This window comes from Pelagibius sp. Alg239-R121, assembly GCF_947331435.1.
Taxonomy (GTDB): Bacteria; Pseudomonadota; Alphaproteobacteria; order Kiloniellales; family Kiloniellaceae; genus Denitrobaculum.
Genome location: NZ_CAMZOF010000004.1, coordinates 125,164 through 149,256, shown reverse-complemented (window position 1 = coordinate 149,256; position 24,093 = coordinate 125,164). Strand labels below are relative to the sequence as shown.

Annotated in this window: 24 protein-coding genes; 6 read left to right on the top strand and 18 right to left on the bottom strand. The window is 56.2% G+C overall.

Translation table 11 applies throughout. From position 1 onward, the window contains the following. Positions 1-145: 145 nt before the first annotated feature. The gene (locus tag QMZ18_RS14300) at positions 146-1,642 is read right to left on the bottom strand and encodes a CoA-acylating methylmalonate-semialdehyde dehydrogenase (protein WP_282606982.1); all 1,497 of its coding nucleotides are present in this window, start codon (positions 1,640-1,642) and stop codon (positions 146-148) included. A gap of 198 nt (positions 1,643-1,840) precedes the next feature. Between QMZ18_RS14300 and QMZ18_RS14295 the strand changes: the two genes are divergently transcribed. The 4 genes from QMZ18_RS14295 to QMZ18_RS14280 all read left to right on the top strand — a co-directional run bounded on the left by QMZ18_RS14295 (position 1,841) and on the right by QMZ18_RS14280 (position 6,385). Next, positions 1,841-3,022, top strand: coding sequence for an iron-containing alcohol dehydrogenase (locus QMZ18_RS14295; RefSeq protein WP_282606981.1), 1,182 nt, complete (start codon positions 1,841-1,843; stop codon positions 3,020-3,022). Between the two features lie 76 nt (positions 3,023-3,098). Further along, positions 3,099-4,187, top strand: a complete 1,089-nt coding sequence (locus QMZ18_RS14290) for a TRAP transporter substrate-binding protein (RefSeq protein WP_282606980.1) — start codon at positions 3,099-3,101, stop codon at positions 4,185-4,187. A gap of 230 nt (positions 4,188-4,417) precedes the next feature. Next, the gene (locus tag QMZ18_RS14285) at positions 4,418-5,014 is read left to right on the top strand and encodes a TRAP transporter small permease subunit (protein ID WP_282606979.1); all 597 of its coding nucleotides are present in this window, start codon (positions 4,418-4,420) and stop codon (positions 5,012-5,014) included. 9 nt (positions 5,015-5,023) lie between these two features. Beyond that, positions 5,024-6,385, top strand: coding sequence for a TRAP transporter large permease subunit (locus QMZ18_RS14280; RefSeq protein ID WP_282606978.1), 1,362 nt, complete (start codon positions 5,024-5,026; stop codon positions 6,383-6,385). Positions 6,386-6,589: 204 nt separating this feature from the next. On the opposite strand, the gene QMZ18_RS14275 is transcribed toward QMZ18_RS14280, so the two are convergent. The 12 genes from QMZ18_RS14275 to QMZ18_RS14220 all read right to left on the bottom strand — a co-directional run bounded on the left by QMZ18_RS14275 (position 6,590) and on the right by QMZ18_RS14220 (position 19,539). Further along, a complete protein-coding gene (locus QMZ18_RS14275; protein ID WP_282606977.1) occupies positions 6,590-8,320 on the bottom strand; it encodes an ABC transporter substrate-binding protein in 1,731 nt (576 codons plus the stop codon). Between the two features lie 158 nt (positions 8,321-8,478). After that, entirely contained in the window at positions 8,479-8,760 is a 282-nt protein-coding gene (locus tag QMZ18_RS14270; RefSeq protein WP_282606976.1) for a DUF2160 domain-containing protein, read from the bottom strand. A gap of 2 nt (positions 8,761-8,762) precedes the next feature. Further along, positions 8,763-9,563, bottom strand: a complete 801-nt coding sequence (locus QMZ18_RS14265; RefSeq protein WP_282606975.1) for a carbohydrate ABC transporter permease — start codon at positions 9,561-9,563, stop codon at positions 8,763-8,765. After that, entirely contained in the window at positions 9,560-10,423 is an 864-nt protein-coding gene (locus tag QMZ18_RS14260) for a carbohydrate ABC transporter permease (RefSeq protein ID WP_282606974.1), read from the bottom strand. The genes QMZ18_RS14265 and QMZ18_RS14260 overlap by 4 nt, the downstream gene beginning before the upstream one ends. Positions 10,424-10,426: 3 nt before the next feature. Further along, positions 10,427-11,500, bottom strand: coding sequence for an ABC transporter ATP-binding protein (locus tag QMZ18_RS14255; RefSeq protein ID WP_282606973.1), 1,074 nt, complete (start codon positions 11,498-11,500; stop codon positions 10,427-10,429). 4 nt (positions 11,501-11,504) lie between these two features. Then, positions 11,505-12,623: an ABC transporter ATP-binding protein gene (locus QMZ18_RS14250; RefSeq protein WP_282606972.1), complete on the bottom strand. Its 1,119-nt coding sequence runs from the start codon at positions 12,621-12,623 to the stop codon at positions 11,505-11,507. Between the two features lie 71 nt (positions 12,624-12,694). After that, entirely contained in the window at positions 12,695-14,260 is a 1,566-nt protein-coding gene (gene glpD / locus QMZ18_RS14245; RefSeq protein ID WP_282606971.1) for a glycerol-3-phosphate dehydrogenase, read from the bottom strand. Between the two features lie 185 nt (positions 14,261-14,445). After that, complete coding sequence (locus QMZ18_RS14240; protein ID WP_367575953.1) at positions 14,446-15,213, bottom strand: DeoR family transcriptional regulator; 768 nt, start codon at positions 15,211-15,213, stop codon at positions 14,446-14,448. 140 nt (positions 15,214-15,353) lie between these two features. Then, positions 15,354-16,883: a tripartite tricarboxylate transporter permease gene (locus QMZ18_RS14235; protein WP_282606969.1), complete on the bottom strand. Its 1,530-nt coding sequence runs from the start codon at positions 16,881-16,883 to the stop codon at positions 15,354-15,356. After that, complete coding sequence (locus QMZ18_RS14230) at positions 16,853-17,326, bottom strand: tripartite tricarboxylate transporter TctB family protein (RefSeq protein WP_282606968.1); 474 nt, start codon at positions 17,324-17,326, stop codon at positions 16,853-16,855. Before QMZ18_RS14230 ends, QMZ18_RS14235 begins: the two co-directional genes overlap by 31 nt. 190 nt (positions 17,327-17,516) lie before the next feature. Further along, the gene (locus tag QMZ18_RS14225; protein ID WP_282606967.1) at positions 17,517-18,497 is read right to left on the bottom strand and encodes a tripartite tricarboxylate transporter substrate binding protein; all 981 of its coding nucleotides are present in this window, start codon (positions 18,495-18,497) and stop codon (positions 17,517-17,519) included. 106 nt (positions 18,498-18,603) lie between these two features. Then, positions 18,604-19,539: a LysR family transcriptional regulator gene (locus QMZ18_RS14220; RefSeq protein WP_282606966.1), complete on the bottom strand. Its 936-nt coding sequence runs from the start codon at positions 19,537-19,539 to the stop codon at positions 18,604-18,606. Positions 19,540-19,659: 120 nt separating this feature from the next. Here QMZ18_RS14220 and QMZ18_RS14215 point away from each other — a divergent pair, with 120 nt between their 5' ends. Then, positions 19,660-19,995 carry a hypothetical protein gene (locus QMZ18_RS14215; RefSeq protein ID WP_282606965.1) on the top strand — a complete coding sequence of 112 codons (336 nt, stop codon included), beginning with the start codon at positions 19,660-19,662 and terminating at the stop codon, positions 19,993-19,995. A 12-nt stretch (positions 19,996-20,007) separates the two neighbouring features. On the opposite strand, the gene QMZ18_RS14210 is transcribed toward QMZ18_RS14215, so the two are convergent. From QMZ18_RS14210 to QMZ18_RS14190, 5 genes are all read right to left on the bottom strand, one after another. Then, entirely contained in the window at positions 20,008-21,051 is a 1,044-nt protein-coding gene (locus tag QMZ18_RS14210; protein WP_282606964.1) for a permease, read from the bottom strand. 67 nt (positions 21,052-21,118) lie between these two features. Further along, the gene (locus QMZ18_RS14205; RefSeq protein WP_282606963.1) at positions 21,119-21,436 is read right to left on the bottom strand and encodes a helix-turn-helix transcriptional regulator; all 318 of its coding nucleotides are present in this window, start codon (positions 21,434-21,436) and stop codon (positions 21,119-21,121) included. 80 nt (positions 21,437-21,516) lie between these two features. Continuing rightward, positions 21,517-22,230, bottom strand: coding sequence for a CHRD domain-containing protein (locus tag QMZ18_RS14200; protein WP_282606962.1), 714 nt, complete (start codon positions 22,228-22,230; stop codon positions 21,517-21,519). A 268-nt stretch (positions 22,231-22,498) separates the two neighbouring features. Beyond that, positions 22,499-22,783, bottom strand: a complete 285-nt coding sequence (locus tag QMZ18_RS14195; RefSeq protein WP_282606961.1) for an acylphosphatase — start codon at positions 22,781-22,783, stop codon at positions 22,499-22,501. Continuing rightward, the gene (locus QMZ18_RS14190; RefSeq protein ID WP_282606960.1) at positions 22,780-23,208 is read right to left on the bottom strand and encodes a hypothetical protein; all 429 of its coding nucleotides are present in this window, start codon (positions 23,206-23,208) and stop codon (positions 22,780-22,782) included. The genes QMZ18_RS14195 and QMZ18_RS14190 overlap by 4 nt, the downstream gene beginning before the upstream one ends. A gap of 155 nt (positions 23,209-23,363) precedes the next feature. On the opposite strand from QMZ18_RS14190, the gene QMZ18_RS14185 reads away from it, so the two are divergent. After that, positions 23,364-23,954: a histidine phosphatase family protein gene (locus QMZ18_RS14185; RefSeq protein WP_282606959.1), complete on the top strand. Its 591-nt coding sequence runs from the start codon at positions 23,364-23,366 to the stop codon at positions 23,952-23,954. Positions 23,955-24,093: the final 139 nt, after the last annotated feature.

The following is a 24,093-nucleotide window of genomic DNA, read 5'->3' as shown; positions in this document are numbered from 1 at the left end:
TCTAACCGTATGAAAGAAAGCAACTTATCAACGGGTAACTGATTCTGATTATCCGTCGGTTTCTCTAGTATCAATGAGATACCCTCGACAGGGCTTCTCTTTAAACAGCCCGATCAGACCTTATGGGCAGTAATTCATTCCAACGTTACGAGAGAACCGGAATCGAGAACTCCGGACCGGCATTTTCCCCTGCCGGCCACGTCAACGTCGCCGTTTTCAGCTTGGTATAGAAGCGAACGCCTTCGGGGCCATGCATGCTGTGATCTCCGAAGAGAGACTGCTTCCACCCGCCAAAACTGTGATATGCCACCGGTACGGGAATCGGGACATTGACTCCGACCATGCCGATGTTCGCGCGCTCCAGAAAATGACGGGCCACACCACCATTGCTGGTAAATAGAGTGGCACCATTACCAAGCGCATGATTGTTGATCATCGAGAGAGCTTCGCCGTACTCGTCGGTTCGCACAATCCCGAGAACAGGACCAAAAATCTCTTCTTTGTAGATTGTCATGTCAGTCTTGACGTGGTCGAAGATGCAGGGTCCAAGGAAATAACCCTCTTCATATCCCTGCAGCGAAATATCACGTCCGTCAGCGACCAGCTTTGCCCCCTCCTGTTCACCGCTATCAAGGTATCCCAACACCTTGTTCAGATGAGCTTTGGTGTTGAGCGGACCGTAATCTGCGTCAGGGTCCGTATAGGGCCCAACATTCAGTTTTGATGTTGCTTCGAGCAAACCATCGCGGATCCTGTCCGCGGTCTTATCGCCGACACAAACGGCGATTGAAATTGCCATACACCGTTCTCCTGCAGAACCGAAGGCAGAGCCGATCAAGGCATCGACGGTGCGGTCGGTTTCGGCGTCGGGCATAACAATCATGTGGTTCTTCGCGCCACCAAGCGCCTGCACCCGTTTGTTGTTGGCAGCCCCCTGGTGATAGATGTATTGGGCGATAGGGCTGGAGCCGACGAAACTGACCGCTTTCACACGGTGATCCTGCAGCAAGGCATCGACCGCTTCCTTATCGCCATTGACAACATTAAGGACTCCAGGCGGCACGCCCGCTTCATGCGCCAACTCGACCATTCGCAGAGGACAGCTCGGATCCTTCTCCGATGGCTTCAGTATGAAGCTGTTGCCACAGGCAAGCGCTACCGGAAACATCCACAGCGGTACCATGGCAGGGAAATTGAATGGTGTAATGCCGGCGCAGACACCAAGAGGTTGGCGCATATTGAAGCTATCGACCCCGCTTCCGACATTCGCGGAATACTCGCCCTTCAGCAGCTGAGGGATACCACAGGCGAACTCCACGATCTCTATGCCGCGTTTCACAGATCCAAGGGCGTCGGGCAGCGTTTTGCCGTGTTCGCGCGAAACCAGCTCCGCAAGTTCGTGTGCGTGCTCCTCGAGCAGCTGTTTGTAACAGAACATGACACGCGCCCGATTGATAGGCGTGCGACCGGACCACTCGATAAACGCCGCGTCAGCGACGGTAACTGCCTCTGCGACATCAGCGGTGCTCGCGAGTTCGACCTCGGCAATCTGCTGGCCTGTCGCAGGGTTGAACACCGGACCTGTCCGGCTATCACTACTGGTCGATTTCTCACCGTTTATCAGCTGCCCAATTCTTATCATTTTCGCCCCTCCGCGTTTTAAAGATCAGGCAATTTATAACAATCTTTCTGATTTTTAGAAACGTTAAATGAGAAAATTTTTATCATTTAATTGACATTATGACTGAATGCCCGCTATCGTTTCCGCACACGAGCAATATTGGCAGCCGGAAATTTGGCGCCTAAAGAAACAAAAAGAATGCTGTGTGGATGGGGAGACATGATGCGAAAGACGGTCAGAGTTTGTACGCCCCGATACCTGCAAATCGGTGAGGGAAGCGTCTCATGCCTACCCGATATTCTAAGCGCTATCGGGAAGATCAGTTCGCCGTTGATCATCACCGATAAGACCATGGTCGAGCTAGGGCATGTGGCAAAAGTCCAGTCCGCACTCATCAATCAGGGTATTGCCTGTGGCATCTTCGATGAAACCGTCCCGGATCCAACCGATGAAGTCGTGCTCGCAGCCCTAAGCAAACTCGAAGCCGGCAAGCATGACTGCGTCATCGGTGTCGGAGGCGGCAGCCCGATCGATACGGCAAAAGCGGTCGCCGTCATGTCGCGCTACAGCAGAGACATTTTCGACTATCGACCGCCTGCCGAGTTCAACGAACCTGGATTACCGATGATCGCCGTACCGACGACTGCGGGCACCGGATCGGAAGTCACTCATCATACCGTTCTTGTCCACGCGGCGACGCGCGAGAAAATTTCCTGTCGCGGCGAAGCATTCGTGCCCACCGCGGCGATCGTCGACTATGACTTCACACTCTCTAAACCGAAACGTCTTACAGCCGACAACGCACTGGACACCCTGACTCACGGCATTGAAGCCTACATCAGTCAAAAGCGCTCGATGTATTCGGACCGTATGGCGCTGGACTGCATGCGCCTGGTAGGAAAGCTTCTCGATCGCGCCTACGCCGATGGCGGAGATCGTGAAGCACGCGAAGGCCTGATGTTCGCGGCGACACTGGGCGGTCTAGCCTTTTCGAACGCTTCGATCTGTCTTGTCCATGCAATGAGCCGGCCACTCGGCGGCCTGTTTCATGTTCCGCATGGCCTTAGCAACGCCATGTTGCTTCCAATGGTCACAGAATTCTCCTTGGAGAGTGCGACACCAAGATACGCCGACTGCGGTCGGGCGATCGGGTTTGCTTCGACCGGCGACGATGACCAAACGGCGGCGCGAAAACTGGTCCAGGGCCTTTACGCCTACAACAAAAACCTCGAAGTCCCCTCCATCGAGGCCTTTGGCATCGACCGCCGGGAATTTGAAAACGCCCTGGGTCAAATGGCTGAAGATGCCCTTCGGTCCGGAGCACCAAACCTGAATCCGCGAGTGCCTACAAAAGATGAGATCATAGATCTGTATCGGCAGGCGTGGAGCACCGCATCGTAACGGAGCACCGCGCCGGAGAGGCGCATGCAGATTTTAAAAAACAATAATTCGTCCCATAAACAAGGAGGCTTAAGTGATGAGCAAACAATCCAAATCAGGCGTGTTTAGGGTGAGTACAATTGCGGCAATCAGTGCTGCGGTCATTGGTTTTTCAGCTGCATCATCTGAGACGGCAAACGCCGAAGAAAAAATTCGCTGGAAAGTTCAATCCACCTTTAACACCGGCTGGCCGGCACTCGGCGACCCCATCGCTTATCTGGCCAAGACCCTCGACAAGGCGACTGCGGGCCGGATCAAACTGAAAGTGTTCGAGCCTGGGAAAATCGTTCCGCCCCTGGAAATCACGCCTTCTATCAGTAACGGCAACCTGCCAGCGGCCTACAATTATCTTGCCTACGATCAGGGACGCATCCCTTCCGCTGTGCTGTTCTCCGCGGTTCCCTTCGGCATGGAACCCTGGGAGTATGCCGCCTGGTGGTTTGAAGGTGAAGGCGCCTCCCTGGCCGCTGACATCTACCACAAACGCAATGTCCACCCCTTGCTTTGCAGCACGATTGGGCCAGAAACAGCCGGCTGGTATCGGAAGCCCATCACGTCGCTTGACGATCTCAAGGGCCTGAAAATTCGCTTTTCCGGCCTCGGCGGAATGGTGCTGAACGAAATCGGTGCTTCGGCAACCTTGATGGCAGGGGGCGAGATTTTTGCCGCACTCGAAAAAGGCACTCTCGACGCAACCGAGTACTCCATGCCTGCCATTGACGAAGTTCTCGGCTTTCACAAGATCGCCAAGTTCAACCTCTTCCCGGGTTGGCACCAGCCATCAACGTCGACGCACCTCTTGGTCAATCTCGACAATTGGAACGGCCTATCCGATGCGGACCGCGCACTGTTCGAAATGGGCTGCACGGCCGCAACAATGCGGGCCATCACCAAGGGAGAAGCACTGCAGGGCGCACAGATCAACAGCTTCGAAGAAAAAGGCGTAACGGCCGCGAAGCTGCCGGATAGCGTTATCGAAGAATTGAAGCGAGTGACCCAAAAAGTCATGACTCAGGAAGCCGCCAAGGATGCCGACTTCAAACGCGTCTGGGAATCGCAGCAAGCATTCCACGCCCAGTATCAAGTTTGGAAAGAGTGGGGATACCTCCCGCGCGATTTCAATTAAACACTGATGACCGGTAGCGGTATTCAGACCTGCTAAAATCTATTCGTAACCACTTCCTGCAGCCGGGCTTTCCGGCTGCAGGACCATCAACTCTCTGAATTCGCTGACCTATACAGTTCGCTTCATAGTGCCAAGGAGCACCAACAATGGCTCACAAAGATTGTTTATAGGGTCCTTGGTATAAGATGATAAAATTCCGATCGTTTAACAAATGGTCCTTCTGAAAGATCATGACCCACATCACGGAAATCGTTGAATCCATCGATCATCACGAATTTGTTCTGCGGGAAACAAGTTTCACGCGCGTGGTTGATCGACTGGTCATGCTGGTAAGTGAAATATTCAACTGGACCTGGATCGCCCTTCTCACTGTCATCATTGCCAACGTCATACTGCGCTATGTCTTTAGTCAGGGCATGATCGAATTTGAAGAGCTTCAGTGGCACCTCTACGCTGTCGGCTGGTTGATCGGTCTTTCCTCCACTTTTGTCGTCGATGGTCATGTCAGAGTTGACGTTCTTCACGATAAACTCTCGTACCGGCGCAAATTGTGGTTCGAGATGATTGGTTTACTCTTCCTGTTTCTGCCTTTCGTATTCTTCATCATCATCTATTCCGTCCCACTGGTGGAGCTGTCCTGGACGACCAGCGAACGCTCTACCTCAGCAAACGGCTTACCCGCTCGCTGGGTCGTAAAAGGCTTCTTACTTTTCAGCTTTGTCCTTCTTGGCCTCGCAGGTATCTCGCGATTGGTGAAAGTGGCGACCTCAATGGTTCTCGGCTCGCCGAATGGCGCTCCGCCGCCGGCCACAGAAAACAATCGTTAGGCGGTTCGGATGGAATTTGAAGCCAATCACTTTATGGCGTTGCTTTTGTTTGCGTCGTTCATCGCCTTGATCTTTGTAGGCTATCCCGTCGCCTGGCTGATGGGCGGGTTGGCCGTTATTTTCACAGCGATCTCGGTCGCCTCCGATACTTACCTCGACACCTTTTTCGGCGTCGACTGGGGATACAGCTCCATTGTTGTGGACCGTATTTACGCGGTCATGAGTAACTGGGTCCTGGTGGCGCTCCCGATGTTCATCTTCATGGGGATCATGCTCGACCGCTCCGGCATCGCCGAAGACCTTATGACCGACCTTTCAAAGCTTTTCGGGCGTATGCGTGGCGGCCTGGCGATCACCGTGATCTTCATCGGTGTCCTCCTCGCCGCCTCGACTGGGATCATCGGCGCGGCCGTAGTGTTGCTGGCAATTCTCGGCGTCCCCTTAATGCTCAAGCACAACTATCGTCCGGAGTTGGCCTGCGGGGTCGTCTGTGCAACAGGGACTTTGGGCATCCTCATTCCTCCCAGCATCATGCTGGTGATGATGGGTGATCAAATTCGCATCTCGGTCGGCGATCTGTTCATGGGCGCCGTGTTCCCGGGATTGCTTTTGGGTTTACTTTATACCGTCTACATCCTGGTCTATGCCTGGGTGCAGCCAAAGGCAGCCCCCGCCCCCGAACATGCCGAACCCGTTAGTCCACGTATTCTGCTCAACGTCTTGCGATCCACTATTCCGCCCGCGGCCCTCATCTTTGCAGTGCTGGGAAGTATCTTCTTTGGCATTGCAACACCAACTGAGGCATCAGGCGTCGGGGCTCTCGGTGCCGCGCTTCTGGCGCTCGTCCGCGGACGACTATCAATTCGGGAACTGGGTGACGTTGTCCGGGAAACAACGAAGACGACATCCTATATTTTTGCGCTGTTCGTCGGCGCAACCGCATTCTCTCTGGTTCTTCGCGGATTTGGTGGCGACGAGGTGATCGAATCTGCATTGACCGGATTGCCGTTTGAAAAGGAAGGGGTCGTTATCGTCGTCCTGATCGCGGCCTTCTTTCTCGGCTTTTTCCTCGATTGGATCGAAATCACGCTCATTATCTTGCCGCTCATTGCCCCGATAATGCAGAGCCTGGGTGTTGATTTGATATGGTTTACGGTAATGTTCGCCGTCTGCCTGCAAACATCATTCATCACGCCGCCCGTTGGGTTCGCACTTTTCTACATGAAGGGTGTGGCACCAAAAGGCATCGAGATAACGACAGTCTACAAAGGCGTCATTCCCTTTGTGATTCTACAGATGATCGCTGTTAGCGTGGTGTTTAACTGGCCCAAGATCGTCACCTGGTTGCCGGAAGTCGCTTACGGACAATGACCCGGCAGTTGACCAGCCTTGGGGTCAGCACGTGAACACGACACCAGCATTCGGAATGCTGGCTGGACCAATGAGGTCCTAAGTTTTTCTCAATACCGGGAAACCTCAACCATTCCGCGGACAGTAAAAGAGCCGGAGTGATACACACCCCGGCTCTTCTTTTTGACTGCACCGAACTGCAGTCAGCACATCAGCTTAAAAAACTTACTGCCAGCGCTTAATGATTTCCTCGTAAGCGATGGTCTCGCCCTTCGGCTTTTCGTTCTCCAGCTTGGCTTTGGGGCCGTCTGCCTTGCCAAGCCACGCCGAAGCGTCCTGCTCGTCGTTCAAACGGGGGCCACAGCCGCCATAGACCTTAGCTTGCTCGTCTGCGGACTGCATGCGGGCCATGACCTGGTCCATCTCGCCGGCAAGCCGATCCATGGCTTCCTGCGGCGTGAAGGCACCGGAGTTCACATCACCGATGTTCTGCCACCAAAGCTGTGCCAGCTTCGGATAATCAGGGACGTTGATGCCGGTCGGCGACCAGAGAACACGGTCGGGCGAGCGATAGAACTCGACCAGACCGCCGAGGTTCGGGGCCCGCTCGGTGAAGCTTTCATGCCGCACGGTTGTGTCGCGGATGAAGGTCAGGCCAACATGGCTTTTCTTCACGTCGAGGGTTTTGGAGACGACGAACTGAGCATAGAGCCAGGCCGCCTTGGCACGATCGACCGGGGTCGACTTCAGGATCGTCCAGGAACCGGCGTCCTGATAACCGAGCTTCTGGCCGTCTTTCCAGTAGGGACCATGCGGGCTCGGAGCCATCCGCCACAAGGGCTTGCCAGCATCGTCGACCGTGTTGTTCCCGCCTGATTTCGGCCCGACCATCGAGGCGGTGAAGGCCGTGTACCAGAAGATCTGCTGGGCGACGTTACCCTGGCTCAGTGCCGGCAGCGACTGATAGAAGTCGTAGCTGGCCGCGCCCGGAGGGGCGTACTTACGGAGCCATTCATCCCACTTGCGGATTGCATAGACCGAAGCAGGACCATTAGCTTCGCCACCGCGGCTGACGCTTGCGCCGGCTGGGTTGCAGGAGCCGGCTTCCATGCGGATGCCCCACTCGTCGATCGGAATACCGTTCGGGGTACCCTTGTTGCCTGTGCCCGCCATCGAGAGCCAGGCATCAGTCATACGCCAGCCCAGGTCGGGAGCACGCTTGCCGTAGTCCATGTGGCCATAGACGCGAACACCATCGATTTCCTTGACGTGAACGCTGAAGAACTCGGCGATATCCTCATAGGCGGACCAGTTTACCGGCACACCCAGATCGTAGCCGTACATCTCCTTGAACTTGGCTTGCAGTTCCGGCTTATCGAACCAGTCCTTGCGGAACCAATAGAGGTTCGCGAACTGCTGGTCGGGCAGCTGGTAAAGCTTGCCGTCCGGACCGGTCGTGAAGGACTTGCCCATGAAGTCCTCCAGGTCGAGCCCTGGGTTGGTCACGTCCTTGCCTTCGCCTTCCATGAAGTCGGTCAGGTTGTAGGCGAGCTGAAGGCGTGAGTGAGTGCCGATCAAGTCCGAATCATTGATGTAGGCGTCGTAGAGATTACGCCGCGTCTGCATCTGAGTCTGAACCGCCTGCACGACTTCACCTTCTCCGAGGAGCTGATGATTCACCTTGATACCGGTGATCTCCTCGAAGGCCTTGGTCAGCGTTTCGGATTCGTAGGTATGCGTCGGGATCGTCTCCGACAGCACGTTGATCTCCATGCCCTTGAAAGGCTCGGCGGCCTTGATGAACCAGTCCATCTCCGATATCTGCTCGTCACGCGACAGAACCGATGGCTGGAACTCGTTATCGACCCATTTCTCCGCCTCGGCCATGCCAGCAAGGGCTGGATTCGCCCCGCATAGCAAAGCCACCACGGCGGCTGATGCCATTAGTTTCTTCATTTTCCCTCCTCCCTTGAGGTCTTAATCCGCCCGTTAAACCGGGCCCGAAGTGCGCCGCGTCGGAGATTCGCACTCCATGCGGCAAGATTCGCCAGCGCCCTTCAGCATATCCGACACACGCGTGCCCGGAGCGAAGGCGAAATTCTCCATACGGCCTCCTACACCCAGCGAAAGATCGCGAGCGCAATGATAACCGAAATGATCGTTGCCACCCAAAGCGGCCCCGTCGCCAGCGCCAGCCATGCAAGATGGACGTAGGCGCTGGTAAGCAAAGATATGAACAGACGGTCGCCACGGGTCGTATCCAAACCGAGCACACCGTGGCGTGGATCGCCACCGGGCCGCGCCATTTCCCAAACACTCATTCCGATCAGGAACAGCGCAATGACGCCAAAGAAGGCCCCTGTCTGCCATGTCCAGGCCATCCACGAGAGACCCATGATCAAACCCTCCCCATCGCAAAGCCCTTGGCGATATAATTCCGGACGAAATAAATCACGATCGCACCTGGGATGATAGTCAACACACCCGCCGCTGCGAGCAGCCCCAATTCATAGCCGGAGGTACTCGCCGTCCGGGTCATGACAGCCGCGATCGGTTTCGCCTCGACCGACGTCAGCGTCTTGGCCAGCAACAGTTCTACCCAGGAGAACATGAAACAGAAGAACGCCGTCACGCCGATACCGCTGCCGATCAGGGGCATGAAGATCTTTGTGAAAAACCGCGGAAAGGAATAGCCGTCAAGATAGGCGGTCTCATCGATCTCACGCGGCACACCGGAGATGAAGCCTTCCAGAATCCAGACCGCCAGAGGAATATTGAAAAGACAATGCGCAAGTGCGACGGCAAAGTGCGTATCAAAGAGCTCCAAGGCCGAATAGAGCTGCAGGAAAGGCAATGCAAAGACGGCCGGCGGCGCCATTCGGTTGGTCAACAGCCAGAAGAACAGATGCTTGTCGCCGACAAAACGATAGCGCGAGAAAGCATAAGCAGCCGGCAGCGCGAAGGAGACAGATATTACCGTGTTGAGCCCGACGTAGATGATCGAATTGATGTAACCGCTATACCAAGTCGGGTCGGTGAAGATCTTGACGTAGCTCTCGATGGTGAATTCGGCGGGGAACCATGAGAAACCACCCAGGATCTCGTTGGTGGTCTTGAACGACATGTTCAACAGCCAATAGATCGGCAGCATCAGGAAGATGATGTAGAGCGTCGGCACCAGCCAGCGGAGACGGGTCATTCTCTCTCTCCCTGCATGGTAATGGTATAGAAGAGCCAGCAGACCAGCAGCGTCATCAGGAAGTAGATAATGCTCATTGCAGAGGCGACCCCAAGATTGAATTCGCCCAACGCCGCCTTCACGAGATCGATCGACAGCACCGTCGTCGAGTTGCCCGGACCACCACCAGTCAACACAAAGGGCTCCGTGTAAATCATGAAACTATCCATAAAACGGAGCAGGATCGCGATGGTCAGCACATGCTTCATCTTCGGCAACTGGATGAAACGGAACACGGCCCAGCGTGAGGCGCCGTCGATCTGTGCCGCCCGGTAATAGTTTTCGTCGATCGATTGAAGACCGGCATAAGCCAGCAGCACCACCAGCGAGGTCCAGTGCCAGACATCCATCAGGATAACGGTGAACCAGGCGGAAACCGGCTGCTGGGTGAAGTCGTAAGGAATACCGAGCCAGTTCAAGCCGTAACCCAACAGGCCGATATCCGGTAGCGCGTAGATGTTCCACATGGCCCCAACCACATTCCAGGGGATCAGCAGCGGCAGCGCCATCAACACCAGACAGACCGAGGCCCAAAAGCCTGTGCGTGGCATAGTAAGGGCGATGGCCACACCAAGCGGAATCTCGATTGCAAGAATGGTGGCGGTCAGAAAGAACTGCCGCAGCAGCGCACCGTGGAAACGCTCCGAAGCCAGGACCTCACTGAACCAGCGCGTTCCCTCGAAAAAGAAGACGTTGTTTCCGAATGTGTCCTGAACCGAATAGTTGACGACGGTCATCAATGGCACAATGGCATTGAGCGCCACGATGAAAAGGACCGGCAGGACCATGAACCAGGCTTTGTTGTTCTGTACCTTCACCATGGCTCAGACTTCTCCACGCACGAGATGGGAATCTTGATAGATGCCGATCCGCTGCGGATCGATCACCGCGGTTGCCTCGGCTGGAATCTCGGCCCCCTCCGGCAACACGGCATTGAAGCTTCGGCCCTCAAGCTGGGCTCGTACGATCTTAAAGCGGCCGATATCCTCAACCGCCGAGATCGAGATCGGCACGCCCTCACCATTAGCCGCAAGACTGACGAATTCAGGCCGCACGCCCATCTCGACAATCCCGTCAAGCTGCTGATATCTACGCTGCAAGGAAATGTCCTGCCCGCCAAGCCGAAGCTGGTTCCCAGCCACCTCGCAGGGCAGAACGTTCATGCCCGGTGAACCGATGAAGTAGCCGACGAAAGTATGGGCCGGTTCATCAAAGAGCTCCTCCGGTGTACCGATCTGCACAACCTCGCCTTCGTACATCACAACCACCTTGTCGGCGAAGGTCAGTGCCTCCGTCTGGTCGTGCGTAACATAGATCATGGTGTGGCCGAACTCGTGATGCAGTTCCTTGAGCTTGGTGCGCAGCTGCCATTTGAGATGAGGGTCGATGACGGTCAGCGGCTCGTCGAAAAGAATGGCGTTCACGTCGTAACGCACGAGGCCGCGCCCAAGAGAGATTTTCTGTTTTTCGTCGGCGGTCAGGCCCCGCGCCTTGCGATTGGCCTTGTCACCCAAATCCAGGACCTTGATCATCTCGGCGACCCGTTTGTCGATCTCGTCCCTCGGCACCTGCCGGTTAACCAGCGGAAAGGCCAGGTTTTCTGCGACGGTCATGGTGTCGTAGATCACGGGAAACTGGAACACCTGAGCAATGTTGCGCTGCTCGGGCGCATAGTGGGTCACATCCTCCTCGCCGAAAACGATGCGCCCACGCGAGGGCACCAACAGACCGGAAATGATGTTCAGCAGCGTGGTCTTGCCGCAACCGGAAGGGCCAAGCAGGGCGTAGGCACCGCCATCTTCCCAGACGTAATCGATTTCCTTCAGCGCGAAATCTGCTTCGCTTTTCGGATCGGGAAGATAGGAATGGGCGAGTTTGTCGAGTGTTATCTGAGCCATTGTTTCACCCGTGCCCCGCGCTTGCGCTGGCCAGATCCTCATGCGGGAGGATGTCCTGCGAAGGTGCGGCTACCAGCCGGTCCTGATTGTCGAAAACGAAAAAACTCCGGGGATCGAGATAGACTGAGATCCGATCGCCAACTTCGACCCTGTGCACGCCGTGTGTGAGTGTTACCCAGCGCTCACCCATTGTTTCCACATGAACAAAGCTTTCAGAGCCGGTGATCTCTGTGGTCGAAACGGTCACCTCCAACTCAAGAGATTCCCCGGCAGGCGCATGCAGCATCAGGTGGTGTGGACGGATCGCGACCTTGTAAGGACCGTCGGCCAGTCTCACGAGGTCACCGGATACCGGCACCTGCTTGCCGGCAAAGACAAAAACGCTGCCGGTTTTGGTCATGGGAACGATGTTCATGGGCGGGTCGGAAAAGGTCTGCGCGGTGATCAAATCAGACGGACGATTGTAGACTTCGATGGTGGGGCCGAACTGCGTGACGCGGCCCTCCGAAAGGCTCGCCGTCTTGCCGCCAAGCAGCAGCGCTTCATGCGGCTCGGTCGTCGCATAAATGAAGATCGCCCCGGTCTCGGCAAAGATCCGGGGCAGCTCCACGCGTAACTCTTCGCGCAGCTTGTAATCGAGATTGGCAAGCGGCTCGTCCAACAGCACCAGATCGGCGCCTTTGACAAGCGCCCTTGCCAGGGCCGTGCGCTGCTGCTGGCCACCGGACAGATTGAGCGGCACACGGTCAAGAAACTCGGTCAGCTTCATGAGGGCTGCGGCTTCGCGCACTTTGCGATCGATGTTGGCCGCATCGGCACCCGCCACCCGCATTGGCGATGCAATATTTTCGTAGACCGTCAGCGTCGGATAATTGATGAATTGCTGATAGACCATGGCGACATTGCGCTTCTGGACCGCCATGCCCACCACGGAGTTTCCATTGACCCGGATATCGCCGGAGGTCGGCTTGTCCAATCCGGCCATCAAACGCATCAGCGATGTCTTACCCGAGAGCGTTGGCCCGAGCAGAACGTTGAGCGAGCCTTCGTCAAAGCTCAGGTTCACATCACGGATGTGATCCTGCCCTTCAACCCGCTTACCAACATCGATCAGCTCTAACATACTTAACGAGTTCCTCCGCTATTCCACAGCCGTTAGACCGTGGCCCCCAACCAGTCGATTGCCAGAGCCGGTTATCCGACCCGGCGACCGGAAAGTCCGTTTTGTCCTAACCAGGACTTGATCTCTTCAACCGTCTCGTTCGAGACATGCAGACCCAGTTTCGACCGCCTCCATAGCAGGTCGGCCGCTTCGACGACCCACTCCTGTTCGACGAGGTAACTTAATTCCGCTTCGTAGATTCCGTCGCCCAGCTCACGGCCCAGACCGCCAATATCTTTGGCATCGCCGACAACCATCGCGGCTCGTGCGCCGTAGTTCCGCGCATAACGCCACGCGAGATCCCGCGGCAGCCAAGGATGCTGCGCGGCAAAGCGTTCGAAGAAACCGTCGAAATCAACGCTACTCTGTCCGTCATTCTGGTTTGCAGTCTCCCTGCCCCCGCGTCCAATGTCTCCACCGGGCAAAATCGAGCCATCCGTCCAGTCGGGCGCAGTACAGTTGATCAAGGGACAGAGTTTTTCCATGGCATGCTCGGCCAGTTTACGGAAGGTCGTGATCTTGCCGCCGAAAACATTCAGCAACGGCGCGGCGCCTTCCTGCTCGTCCAAGTCCAGAACGTAATCCCGCGTCACTGTGGATGCGGACTGCGAATCGTCGTCGTAGAGAGGTCGCACACCTGAATAGGTCCAGACCACATCCTTCGGCGCTATACCTGACTTGAAATACTGATTGACCGCGCTGCAAAGATAAGAAACCTCATCATCCGAAATCGCCACCTCTGCCGGATCGCCCTCATATTCGACGTCAGTGGTCCCCACCAGGGTGAACTTCCCTTCGTAGGGAATTGCAAAGACAATGCGGCCGTCGGGATTCTGAAAAATATAGGAGAAATCGTGATCGAACATAGCCGGCACAACGATATGGCTGCCCTTGATCATGCGTAGACCGGCCGCCCGGTTCGAGCCAACACGCTGCTCGAGCACCGACGCGACCCAAGGACCGGCGGCATTCACCAAAGCCCGCGCTTTGACTGTGCGGGCTTCACCACTCAGCAAATCCCGAAGCTCGACTTCCCAGAGATCGTCCACCCGGCGTGCGGAGAGACATTCGGTGCGGGTAAGAATTTCTGCGCCATGTTCACGTGCGTCCAACGCGTTCAACACCACAAGGCGGGCGTCCTGGACCCAACAGTCTGAATAGACAAAGCCCTTGGTCATCTCGTCCTGGAGCGGCGCACCGGAGGGATGATTTATCAGCTTCACGCCTGACGAAGACGGTAGCAGCTTTCGCCCACCGAGATGATCGTAGAGGAAGAGGCCAAGCCGAATCATCCAGGCCGGCCGCAGCGATTTGTTATGCGGCAGGACGAAACGCATCGGCCAAATGATGTGCGGCGCGGCACGCAGCAGAACTTCGCGCTCCATCAGGGATTCGCGCACCAGCCGGAATTCATATTGTTCGAGATAGCGAAGACCGCCGTGGATCAGCTTAGTGCTGGCAGAAGAAGTTCCGCTGCCCAGGTCATTTTTTTCACAAAGCAAAACTGACAGACCCCGGCCCGCCGCATCCCGCGCGATTCCGGTTCCGTTGACTCCGCCGCCAATAACAGCGACATCGAGTGGCTTTTCCTGCGCCACCAGACGTTTCTCCCCACAAATTCAGTGTATCGCGCCGTTGATCCCGGCTGTCGAAAGCTTGGTTAATTCAAGCCTACTCGCAAGGTTGGATTTTGACAATCGAAAATTTTATTCTCTAAAACGAAAGAAACGAAAATTAATGAAAACGATTTCAATGCACGCCGCGCTGCATCCAGCCCTGGGGCTTAGTCCTCATCTGGAATGTGCAGAGTGACGTCCGCTTCTCTCAAAATGCGGCACATTTCCTTGTCGGGGCGTCGATCGGTAAAAAAGGCGTCGATCTGCGAGACATGCCCCAAGCGGACCATTGCGTTGCGGCCGAACTTGGTCCAGTCCGCCGCCATGAAGACTGCCCGAGAGTTTTGAATAATGGCTTTGGCAACCCGCACTTCGCGGTAATCGAAGTCGAGCAGAGTGCCATCGTTGTCGATTCCTGAAATCCCGACAATCCCAAAATCGACCTTAAACTGATCGATGAAGTCGACGGTGGCTTCCCCTGTGATGCCCTGGTCACGGCTGCGCACGACCCCTCCTGCGATGATGACCTCGAAACTAGGGTTGGCCGAGAGAATACGGGCGACATTGAGATTGTTCGTGATAATGCGCAGATCTCTGTGATTGAGCAGAGCCTTCGCAATTTCCTCAGTCGTGGTGCCGATGTTGATGAACAGCGATGCCTGGGCTGGGATATGCTTGACCAGGGTCGCAGCAATGCGCCGTTTCTCATTCAGGCTCTTGATTTGCCGGCTGTCGTAAGATTCGTTTTCGACAGACGAAGACAACCCGACTCCGCCATGATAGCGGCGCAGCAGCGACATTCCGCTCAGTTGATTGACATCACTGCGGATCGTCTGTGCAGTGACGGCGAAAAGCTGCGCCAGGGATTCGATTGAAACGAAACCCTCCTTGCGAACCACTTCAAGAATACGCTGTTGCCGTTGACTCAGGTTCAACATGGGGACCATCAATCATCTATGTTTGTTCGAAAAGAAGCAGAAAAAGAAGGATAGACGCATCAGGTGATTTTTTCGAATACGAAAATTCGATCGCGACAGAGTAAGAAGCAATATCCTGCGTTTGCACCGACCCAAGGTTATCCTCCGTTCCCGCTCCTTCCGGCACGCACAGCACGAATTACGGGCGGCAAGAACCAGACGGTGAGGGTCACAACACCCAAAACCAGGGCGATCGGCCTGGAGAAGAAGCCCAAAAGATCGCCATCCGCCTTGATCATGGAAGACATAAAATTATCCTCCAGCATCGTTCCCAGCACGATGCCGAGAATGGTCGGCGCAATTGGAAAGCCGTTCTCCTCCATGACGTAGGCCAGCAAACCCAAAACCAACATCACCGTAATACCGAAGACGGTGTTATTGATGGCAAATGCACCAACCAGGCAAAACAACAAGATCATCGGCATCAAAACCGGCTGCGGGATTCGCAAGACCTGACGCGCCAGCTTGATCGCCATGAAACCTAGAGGCAACAGCGCCAGATTGGCGACAAAAAACGCCACGAAGACCGCATAGATCAGTTCCGGCTGGTTAAGAAAGACCGTGGGGCCTGGGTTCATACCTTTCATGTAGAGCACGCCGATGACGATAGCGGTGATCGAGTCGCCGGGAATTCCAAAAACGATGGCGGGCACCCATGCACCATTCAGTCCTGCATTGTTGGCGCAACCGCTGTCGACCAGTCCTTCGACATGGCCGGTTCCAAACTTTTCCGGCTCCCTGGAAAACTTTTTGGAGAGCGCGTAGGCCACCCAGGCGGCAATATCGGCACCGGCACCAGGCAGGATGCCAATCGCCGTCCCGATGACCCCGCCGCGCAGCAGGTTGATCTTGTAGCGTCCAAGCACCGGTCCCAGGCCACGGAAAACATTCCCGATCGACTGCTGAGGCACGGCAAGCTTTTCATGGTTGGAGGCGATGTAACGCAAAACCTCCGACACTGCGAACATTCCGATCATCGCGGGGATGAAGGAGATCCCGCCCATCAACTCGACGTTGCCGAAGGTAAAGCGCGGATAGCCTGCCGTGATATCGATGCCAATGGTCGAGATAAACAAACCCAGCAGCAGCGAAACCAGTCCTTTGATCATCGACCCGCTCGAAATCATGACCGCACAACTCAACCCAAGGCACGCCAGCCAGAAGTACTCGAACGAGCTGAACTGTATCGCGAACTCCGCTAGCAGAGGGGCCGTGGTTGCCAGCACCAGCGAACCGATCAGACCACCGATGACCGCGCATACCAGACTCGTGCCAAGTGCCTTTTCCGCCTGCCCTTTGGCGGTCATGGCGTAGGCTTCGTCTGCATAGGCCGCCGAAGCAGGAGTGCCCGGGATACGAAGCAGGCAACCGGGAATATCGCCGGCGAAGATTGCCATTGCCACTGTGGTCACGATGGCAGCGATTGCCGGAACCGGATCCATGAAAAAGGTGATGGGAATCAACAGCGCGGTTGCCATTGTTGCCGTGAGTCCAGGAATCGAACCGACAAAGAGGCCGAAGATTGCAGCCCCCAACATCACCAGCAACACATAGGGCGTGAAGACCAAACTGAAGGCGGTAAGTAGGATATCCATGGCTACCAGGCCACCGGCTGCAACAGGCCCCATGGCAGGGGCACCAGGAGGAAACGCACAAAAATCGTGTGAATGACCAAGGTCGCAGTAAACGCGATAACGAGCGCCTTGGCGGGTGCGACCGCAAAGCGGCGCAGCAGTACAAAAAGGAACAGGAGTGCCGTGGGAATGAAACCCAGAAAGTCCGCCACCAGGACGTAGGAAATCAAGCCGACAGGCACTAGGGCGAAGGTGATGACCTTACCCCGGTCCTGAGCCCAGGCGCCGAACTCTATCCAGGGAACGCTCGCACGCGACATCCATCCACGCAGAGTCAGGGCAAGACCGCATAAACTTAATCCCAATGCGATCAGCACCGGGAAAAGATCCGGCCCATAGCTCTGTCCATGGGTCGCCGGAAAGCTTTGGCTATAGAGGATAACGGCCAGGGAAAAGAGCAGAAGGATAATGCCGAAAACGGCGTCGTTGACGCGCATGCCGAGCTCTTGGTTACGAGGAGTAGGAACGGCCGTTCTTGCTCGTTTCGAACAAGAACGGCCGTACGCTGTTGATTCAGAGCCTGACCAACGGCCAGTCGGCTCCTGTGATGCGCGATGGCAACCGCGCGGCGATGCCGGTCGATTTTCCGGCGTTTGCCTGGTCGACTCGCTTACTTGGCCAGTTCCACTACTTAGCCAATCCAACGGCTTTCATGACAGAGCCAAGACCGGCATCACTTTCAGCCATCCAGGTCGCGAATTCCGCTTCAGGTTTCCAGACCAAACCGAAACCGCGGCCCTTCATGAACTCCTGAAACTCGGTCGAATTCCAGACCTTCTCAAAGGCCGGGACCAGCTTGCTGGTTACCTCGCCCGGCAACCCCTTCGGACCGGCCAGACCGCGCCAAGCCGCGACCTTCCAGTCGAGGCCGGTGGATTCTTTCAAGGTCGGCACGTCCGAGAAAGCGCCGAGTCGCTCGTCCCCCATCACAGCAAGAGACCGCACCTTACCGGCGTCGATCAAAGCGGCTGCCTCGACCACCGAGCAGGTCACAAACTCAACTCCGCCTGCTGCGAGTTCCTGCAACCCGGGGGCTGCGCCTTTGGAGGGCACCCATGGCGCCGCAGCCGGATCGACCCCCGCATCATTCAACATGCCCGCGAGTGCCAGATGCCAGATGCCGCCCTGGCCGGTACCGGAGCCTTTGAACTTACCTGGGTTGGCCTTGATGGCGTCGATCGCGTCGGCGGCTGTTTTATAAGGCGAATCCGCCCGCACCTGCAGGCCCGCTGGATCCGCATTGTAGAGAGCAACCGGCGTGAAGAACGTGCCATCGAGGTCGGTTAGCCCAGCCCAATGCATCATGCCCGTCTCGACGGTGATGACCCCCAAGGTATAGCCGTCAGGCTTGGCGTTCGCGATTGCCGAATGCCCGACAACACCGCTTCCGCCCGTCCGGTTTACAACATTGACCGGCTGACCCAATTCCTTTTCCAGAAGACTGCCGATCATGCGGCCTGTTGCGTCGGTACCGCCACCCGCACCCCAAGGCACAATCAGCGTTATCGGCCGCTCCGGCCATTCAGCCTGAGCAGTGCTTGCGAAAATCATCGCAAGACCACCCAGAATTACTCCAGCCATGCGGCCCATGGTCATTGAATTCAGCATTGTTTCCTCCCGAAGTGAATTGCTTCGCTTCTCGATTTCCGTCTTGGAAGCTGGAGCAGTGTAATCCGGTTTACGACCACGCCGTTAGGCCTTTTCGGCTTCTACTTTAGTCAGCCGGGTCAGTGACATCTGTCCTGTGATCCGCAACATGCGAATCTCCCGCAAGCGCTGCCCGGTTCTTTTCAAAGACGGACGCAAGGAAATCCATAGTGGCGCGGATACGCGCCGAACGGCGCAGATCCACGTGAGTAACCAGCCAGATTTCCTGCATAATGTTGGCTTTATCCGCAAGAACCCGAACCAGCCCGCCTTGCCTCTCGGCAAGAAAGGCGGAGGTGCCACCGACGCCAATACCTGCCTTCATCGCCGCCACTTGGACCATCAGCCCGTTCGAACGAAAGACGTAACGCTCGCGTGGGGCAAGACGATCCATTGCTTTCGCTGTTTTCGAGACGATCGCCGCCTCGTCAAATCCGACGATGTCATGTTCGCGAAGATCCCGGAATCGTGCTGGCGTCCCGCGTGCGGCAAGATAGCCGGGTGCGGCGAAGAATCCCAACCCGTGCTCCCCGACCCGCCGGGCCACCAGGTCTGGTTGATCCGGCCGGAACATCCGCACTGCGATATCTGCTTCGCGCCGAACCATATTGGCCGAAGCATTGTCGACAATCAGCTCGATCCGAATCTTGGGATAGGTCTTCGCAAAGGCTGTAAACTCCTCCGCCAGCCATTCCGCAAAGAGCTCGATGACCGAGATGCGCACCGCCCCCTCTGGTGCTGCATCGGTGCCGAGCGCAAAGCGTTCGATCGCCAGCGCCTCCAGTTCCATGCGCCGCACCCGCTGCAAAAGGTCTTCACCGGCTTCGGTCAGTTCCAACCCGCGCGGCACCCGATCGAACAGCCGGGTCTTCAGGTGTGCCTCCAAAGCGCCAATGCGCCGGGACACAGTTGGCTGACTCACCTTTAGGCGTTTGGCACCTGCAGAAAGACTGCCCGCCTCAGCTACAGCGACGAAATCTCGTAGTCCATCCCATTCGAGCATGAAAAATAACGTATACCAGATCTACTTTTTTTGCCAGTTCCTATCCATTTTTTTAATGCTATCTTTTCGTCAGGTTCACTTTTCGAACCCAAACACAGCTTCATTTGAAGGACCAATGAGATGTCGAGCAACAGTCTGGCGCCGCATTACCCTTCGCCATTGAGCGCATTGCCGAAAATCGCAGGCAAATGCGTCCGCCAAGCAGCCACGAGGGTCGCACCGTCGCTCTCGCGCCGCAGCCGGCAGACAGTCGCTGGCTCAGCATCGGAAATATTTCAGGAACGGCGATCATCGGCGACGCAGCGGGTATCCTTGGCGGCCACCCCCCGACCGGCAGGAGCGAAAGCAACGGCCGGCGATCGCGTCACGATGATCGCCCGCTTTATCTGCTGGTCTGCAATTGCGACCTATCTCGCCGTTTTGTCGGTACAGCTTTTCACTCTCTACGCAGGCTGATATGCCTCGGTTTCACAGTGACAACAGGGCCTGATAACCGAAGCCCGCCAACAAGCTGCCGAGGAAAGCCAACAACAGATACCAGGCGAACACCGTCTTACGCACCAGGGCATAGACCGCCATCGCTGCCGGGATCGAGGTCGCGCCACCGGCAACCAGGAAGGTAACTGCCGCACCTGGCGCCATACCCATCGCCATCAGTTCACCGACCAGCGGGATCGCTGCAAATCCGTTGAGATAAGCAGGCACGCCAATGGCCGCAGCCAGCGGTATCGCCAACAGGCCCTGGTCTGCGCCCAGGGAAGACGCGATCAAGTCCGGTGGCATCCAGGCCACCATCAAACTCTCGATCGCGAACGCTAACAGCAGCCACTTTGCGAGGAACATCGTAACATCGCGCGCCTCACCCGAAAATGCCGACCAGCGTTCCTTCTCCCGCCAGAACGCCCAGCGCACACCATCCGTCGAGGTAAGCGATTTCGAACCGCAGCCGCCGCATGTTGCGATTCCCTTCAAAGGATCGGCGAAAGCGCCTGCGCGCTGTAAGGCGAGCGTTGCAAAACCTGCCAAAAGGCCCAGGCCAAACGCTGTGACCAGCTTTACCGTTGCAAACTCTAACGAAATGGTTGCGCCTAACAGAATGAATTGCTCCGGATCCATTAGAGGTGACGAAAGCCAGAAAGCCGCGACCACCGGCAGGGGTACGCCGGCCGCCAAGAGACCGGCAACCAATGGCACGACGCCGCAGGAACAGAAGGGGGAAAGCGATCCTGCCGCAGCCGCGACAAGAATTCCCATTGCCGGAGACCGGGAGACGACCGCCCCGATGAGCCGGTCGGCGCCTGCCGCCTTCAACCAAGCGGCCAATAACACCGACAACAGAAGAAAGGGCGCAATCCAAAGGAAGGCATCCGCGACGAAAGAAACACTGTCCACTGCCTGTGCCGGCAGTGCGACAGCCAAGACGGCGAACAAAAGAATCAGCGCCAGCCAGACCCGGTCCAAACGCCAGACACGACCGCCGAACCCCATCATGCGTTCCACCAGAACCGTCACCTTGTTTCTCCTTCGATGTCTCCAACGATAATTCTAGAATTATCGAATGATATAATCAAAAAAAGAGTCAGCCGGCATCCCGTTTGGGTTGGGCTGGCTCCACGCCTTCGCAGCATTCTTCAGTCATGAAGTCGATCAGGGCCTGCATCAACTCGAAGTCCGGGCGGCAGCGCAATACTCGCCCTTCACGCTCTTGATGCACCAAGCCGGCATTTACCAGATGAGAGATATGATGCGACAGCGTCGAGGCAGGGACATCCAGGTGCTCCTGGATGTCACCCACAGGAAGCCCCTCCCGGCCTGCCTTCACCAAAAGCCGAAAGACCTCCAGCCGGGTCGGGTTGCCCAGTTTATCGAGACAGCGTGCAGCTTGCAGAATTTCCATAGTGCTAATTTGTCCGACCTTCCATTCGTTGTCAACTATATTTCTAGAATATTCGAAATAATGAGCTATTACCCGTTTGCTCAGCGCCATTTTTCGATGGCAATTAAGCGGAGGATTGACCTGGCGCCGCCCACGGTTACAGACCAATACGATCCGAGCCAGCGCAGATGCATCAGACGCACGAAGGTGGCTTGGTTGGACAGCCGCCGCAATAACCCTGAGCTGTACAGCACAAAAATTCCAATCCCGAGAAGCCTCAAGCTCGCCGGTTCCGGGATCACAAAGAGCTGGCCACGGACCTCGCCGCCAGTGAAATCAGGAAAGCTATGGATATTGACGTAGATGTTGCCCAACGCAAGTTGGTTCAAAAAGGCCTCGGCAGTGATGCCGGTCAGAACATTGGCCAAAGGACCAAATGCGCTTAAGGAAAAGCCGTCGCCGGTCTCAGAGTAAAGGATCTGATTATTGAACGTCCTGACGATTGGGCCATTGACGCCCACTGGCGCGTTATGAAGATGTGCCGGGCCGGCGGCGTCGAAAGCCAATCCATTACCATCCGGAAAGGTGATGTCGGTCAGGATTACCCCGGAAACACTCAACTGGAAAGTATAGTTGCCGCTGTCACGGTCGAAACTGAAAAGCGCTGTGCCGGTCGCCGTAGAAGCATTGCCTGGAACTTCCTGATCGGCATCGATGACGGCGCTTGCGGTGACAATCCCCGCACTGGCCGTACCTATGCCCGAGGCAGCCACGGCAACCGCCAGCACCGCAGCCTTTGTGAACCTGGACAGCATAACAAACACCCTTTCGCGCATGCATCGCGGAACAAGGTTTTTCCCTAGAGCAGGCCAAGATTAGACGGAATCGCCCAAGCGATCTGTCAATCCGGCGATTCTACTCCAGGCACATGAGATAAATCGGATTCACGCTTTGCACTGAACCAGTGAAAAACGATCAGACTCTAATGAGAAGAGATGCGCGCCATAAGCTGGCTTAATCTCCCGACCGGAGCGAACTCTAGCAGAATAACGTCACTTCCACTCCGTGTATTTCTTGTGGCATCTAGCGTCTTAGATGAATAAATCCAGACTCGACCGATGGCTCTTCGCGGTAGAGTTGAATCGAGGCAACCTTGGCAGCGGGTGGTCCTTTCCAACAATCCTCGATCATTTCATCTACCTGGTCGGCGGCACCGGAGAAGACTGCTTCGACAGTACCATCGGAACAGTTGCGCACCCAACCATCGAGCCCGCGTGCGCGCGCTTGCCGCTCGGTCCAACCGCGAAACCATACACCCTGCACCCGGCCGGAAATCACTGCCCGTAATGTTTTTACGGCAGGCGTCACGCCAGTTCCCCCTCTTCCGGCAAATCCGCATCCGGGTAAAGTGCGTTAAAAGCCAGCAGAATGGACCGGCGCGCCGCGGTTTCCCATTCACCACGACGTAGCCAGTGATCCTCGACCGTGATGACTGGTGACTCCCGGTCCTCATGAACCAGCTTGTTACGCAAATCCTGCAGCCAGCGCCGCACCTTGCGTTGTTGAGGGTCTTCAGGCGTCCTGCCGGCCTGCGCTTCCACAATGGCTGCTGCCAACACCACTACCGCCGAGAAAGCGCCGGCACAGAAGGCTGCCTGAAGATCAATCATCAGGGCACAGGCCTGCTCGCTCGGTGCAGGTGCTCCGCTCTGCCCCGCTGCATTCTCCAGGTCTTCGAACCAAAAACGCCGCTCGGACCAGGTTTCATCACTTGGAAGATCAAGCTGTTCCATGTTGCAAGCTTCTATGCGCCACTCTATGAAAGCAACGTCGCAGTTGTCTCACCCCAAAATCACCCCAATGTCACCGGGATTCGAGAGTCTGATCGGTTTTCACTTGATCGGTGAAATACGTGGATCAACCTCCAAACTTGATAGGTAGAGGGCGAATGCTCTACGTCGTACGCCATGGCCAAACCGAATGGAACATCGCAAAACGGTTTCAGGGTCAACAGGACTCCCCGCTGAGCAATCTCGGCCAGCGCCAGGCTCAGGCAGCAGCAGCCTTTCTGAGAAATGCAGGCATTGATCAGCTCTACGCCAGCCCGCTTGGCCGAGCCTGGGACACGGCTGAAACGATTGCCCGTCAGGTTGGAAAAGACAGGGTCTCGGACGACAGGCTGAAAGAATGTGGCTTCGGCGCCTGCGAAGGCATGACGCTTGCCGACATCGAAGAGGCTTTTCCGGGCAAGACCGCCTGGCGCGAAGGGGATAAATGGAACCGGCGTTATCCCGATGGGGAAAGCTATCTCGACGTTGTCCAGCGAATCAGCACATTTGCCGAGGAAAAACTGTCCGACGCTCTTCGGAATGATGGACCGGTCATTTGCGTCGTCGCCCACGATATGGTCAACCGCTGTCTTGTCGGTCATCTGTCAAACTGGTCGCAGGCCCAGATCATGACCCGGCGTCAGGGCAACGATGAGGTTTTCGTTCTGTCACCGCAGGGCACGGAGCGAATCATGCTGTCCAAGGTCTAACGGACAATCTGGATACCACTTCGGTCAAGCACGAATGTCGTGAAATTAAGAGTAGCTTTCGGATGCCGTCACTGAAATTCACGCGCGGTGACGCCGTTTCATCGCTGTCAAAGGATGCAAAATCAGTTGCGCTGTGCAG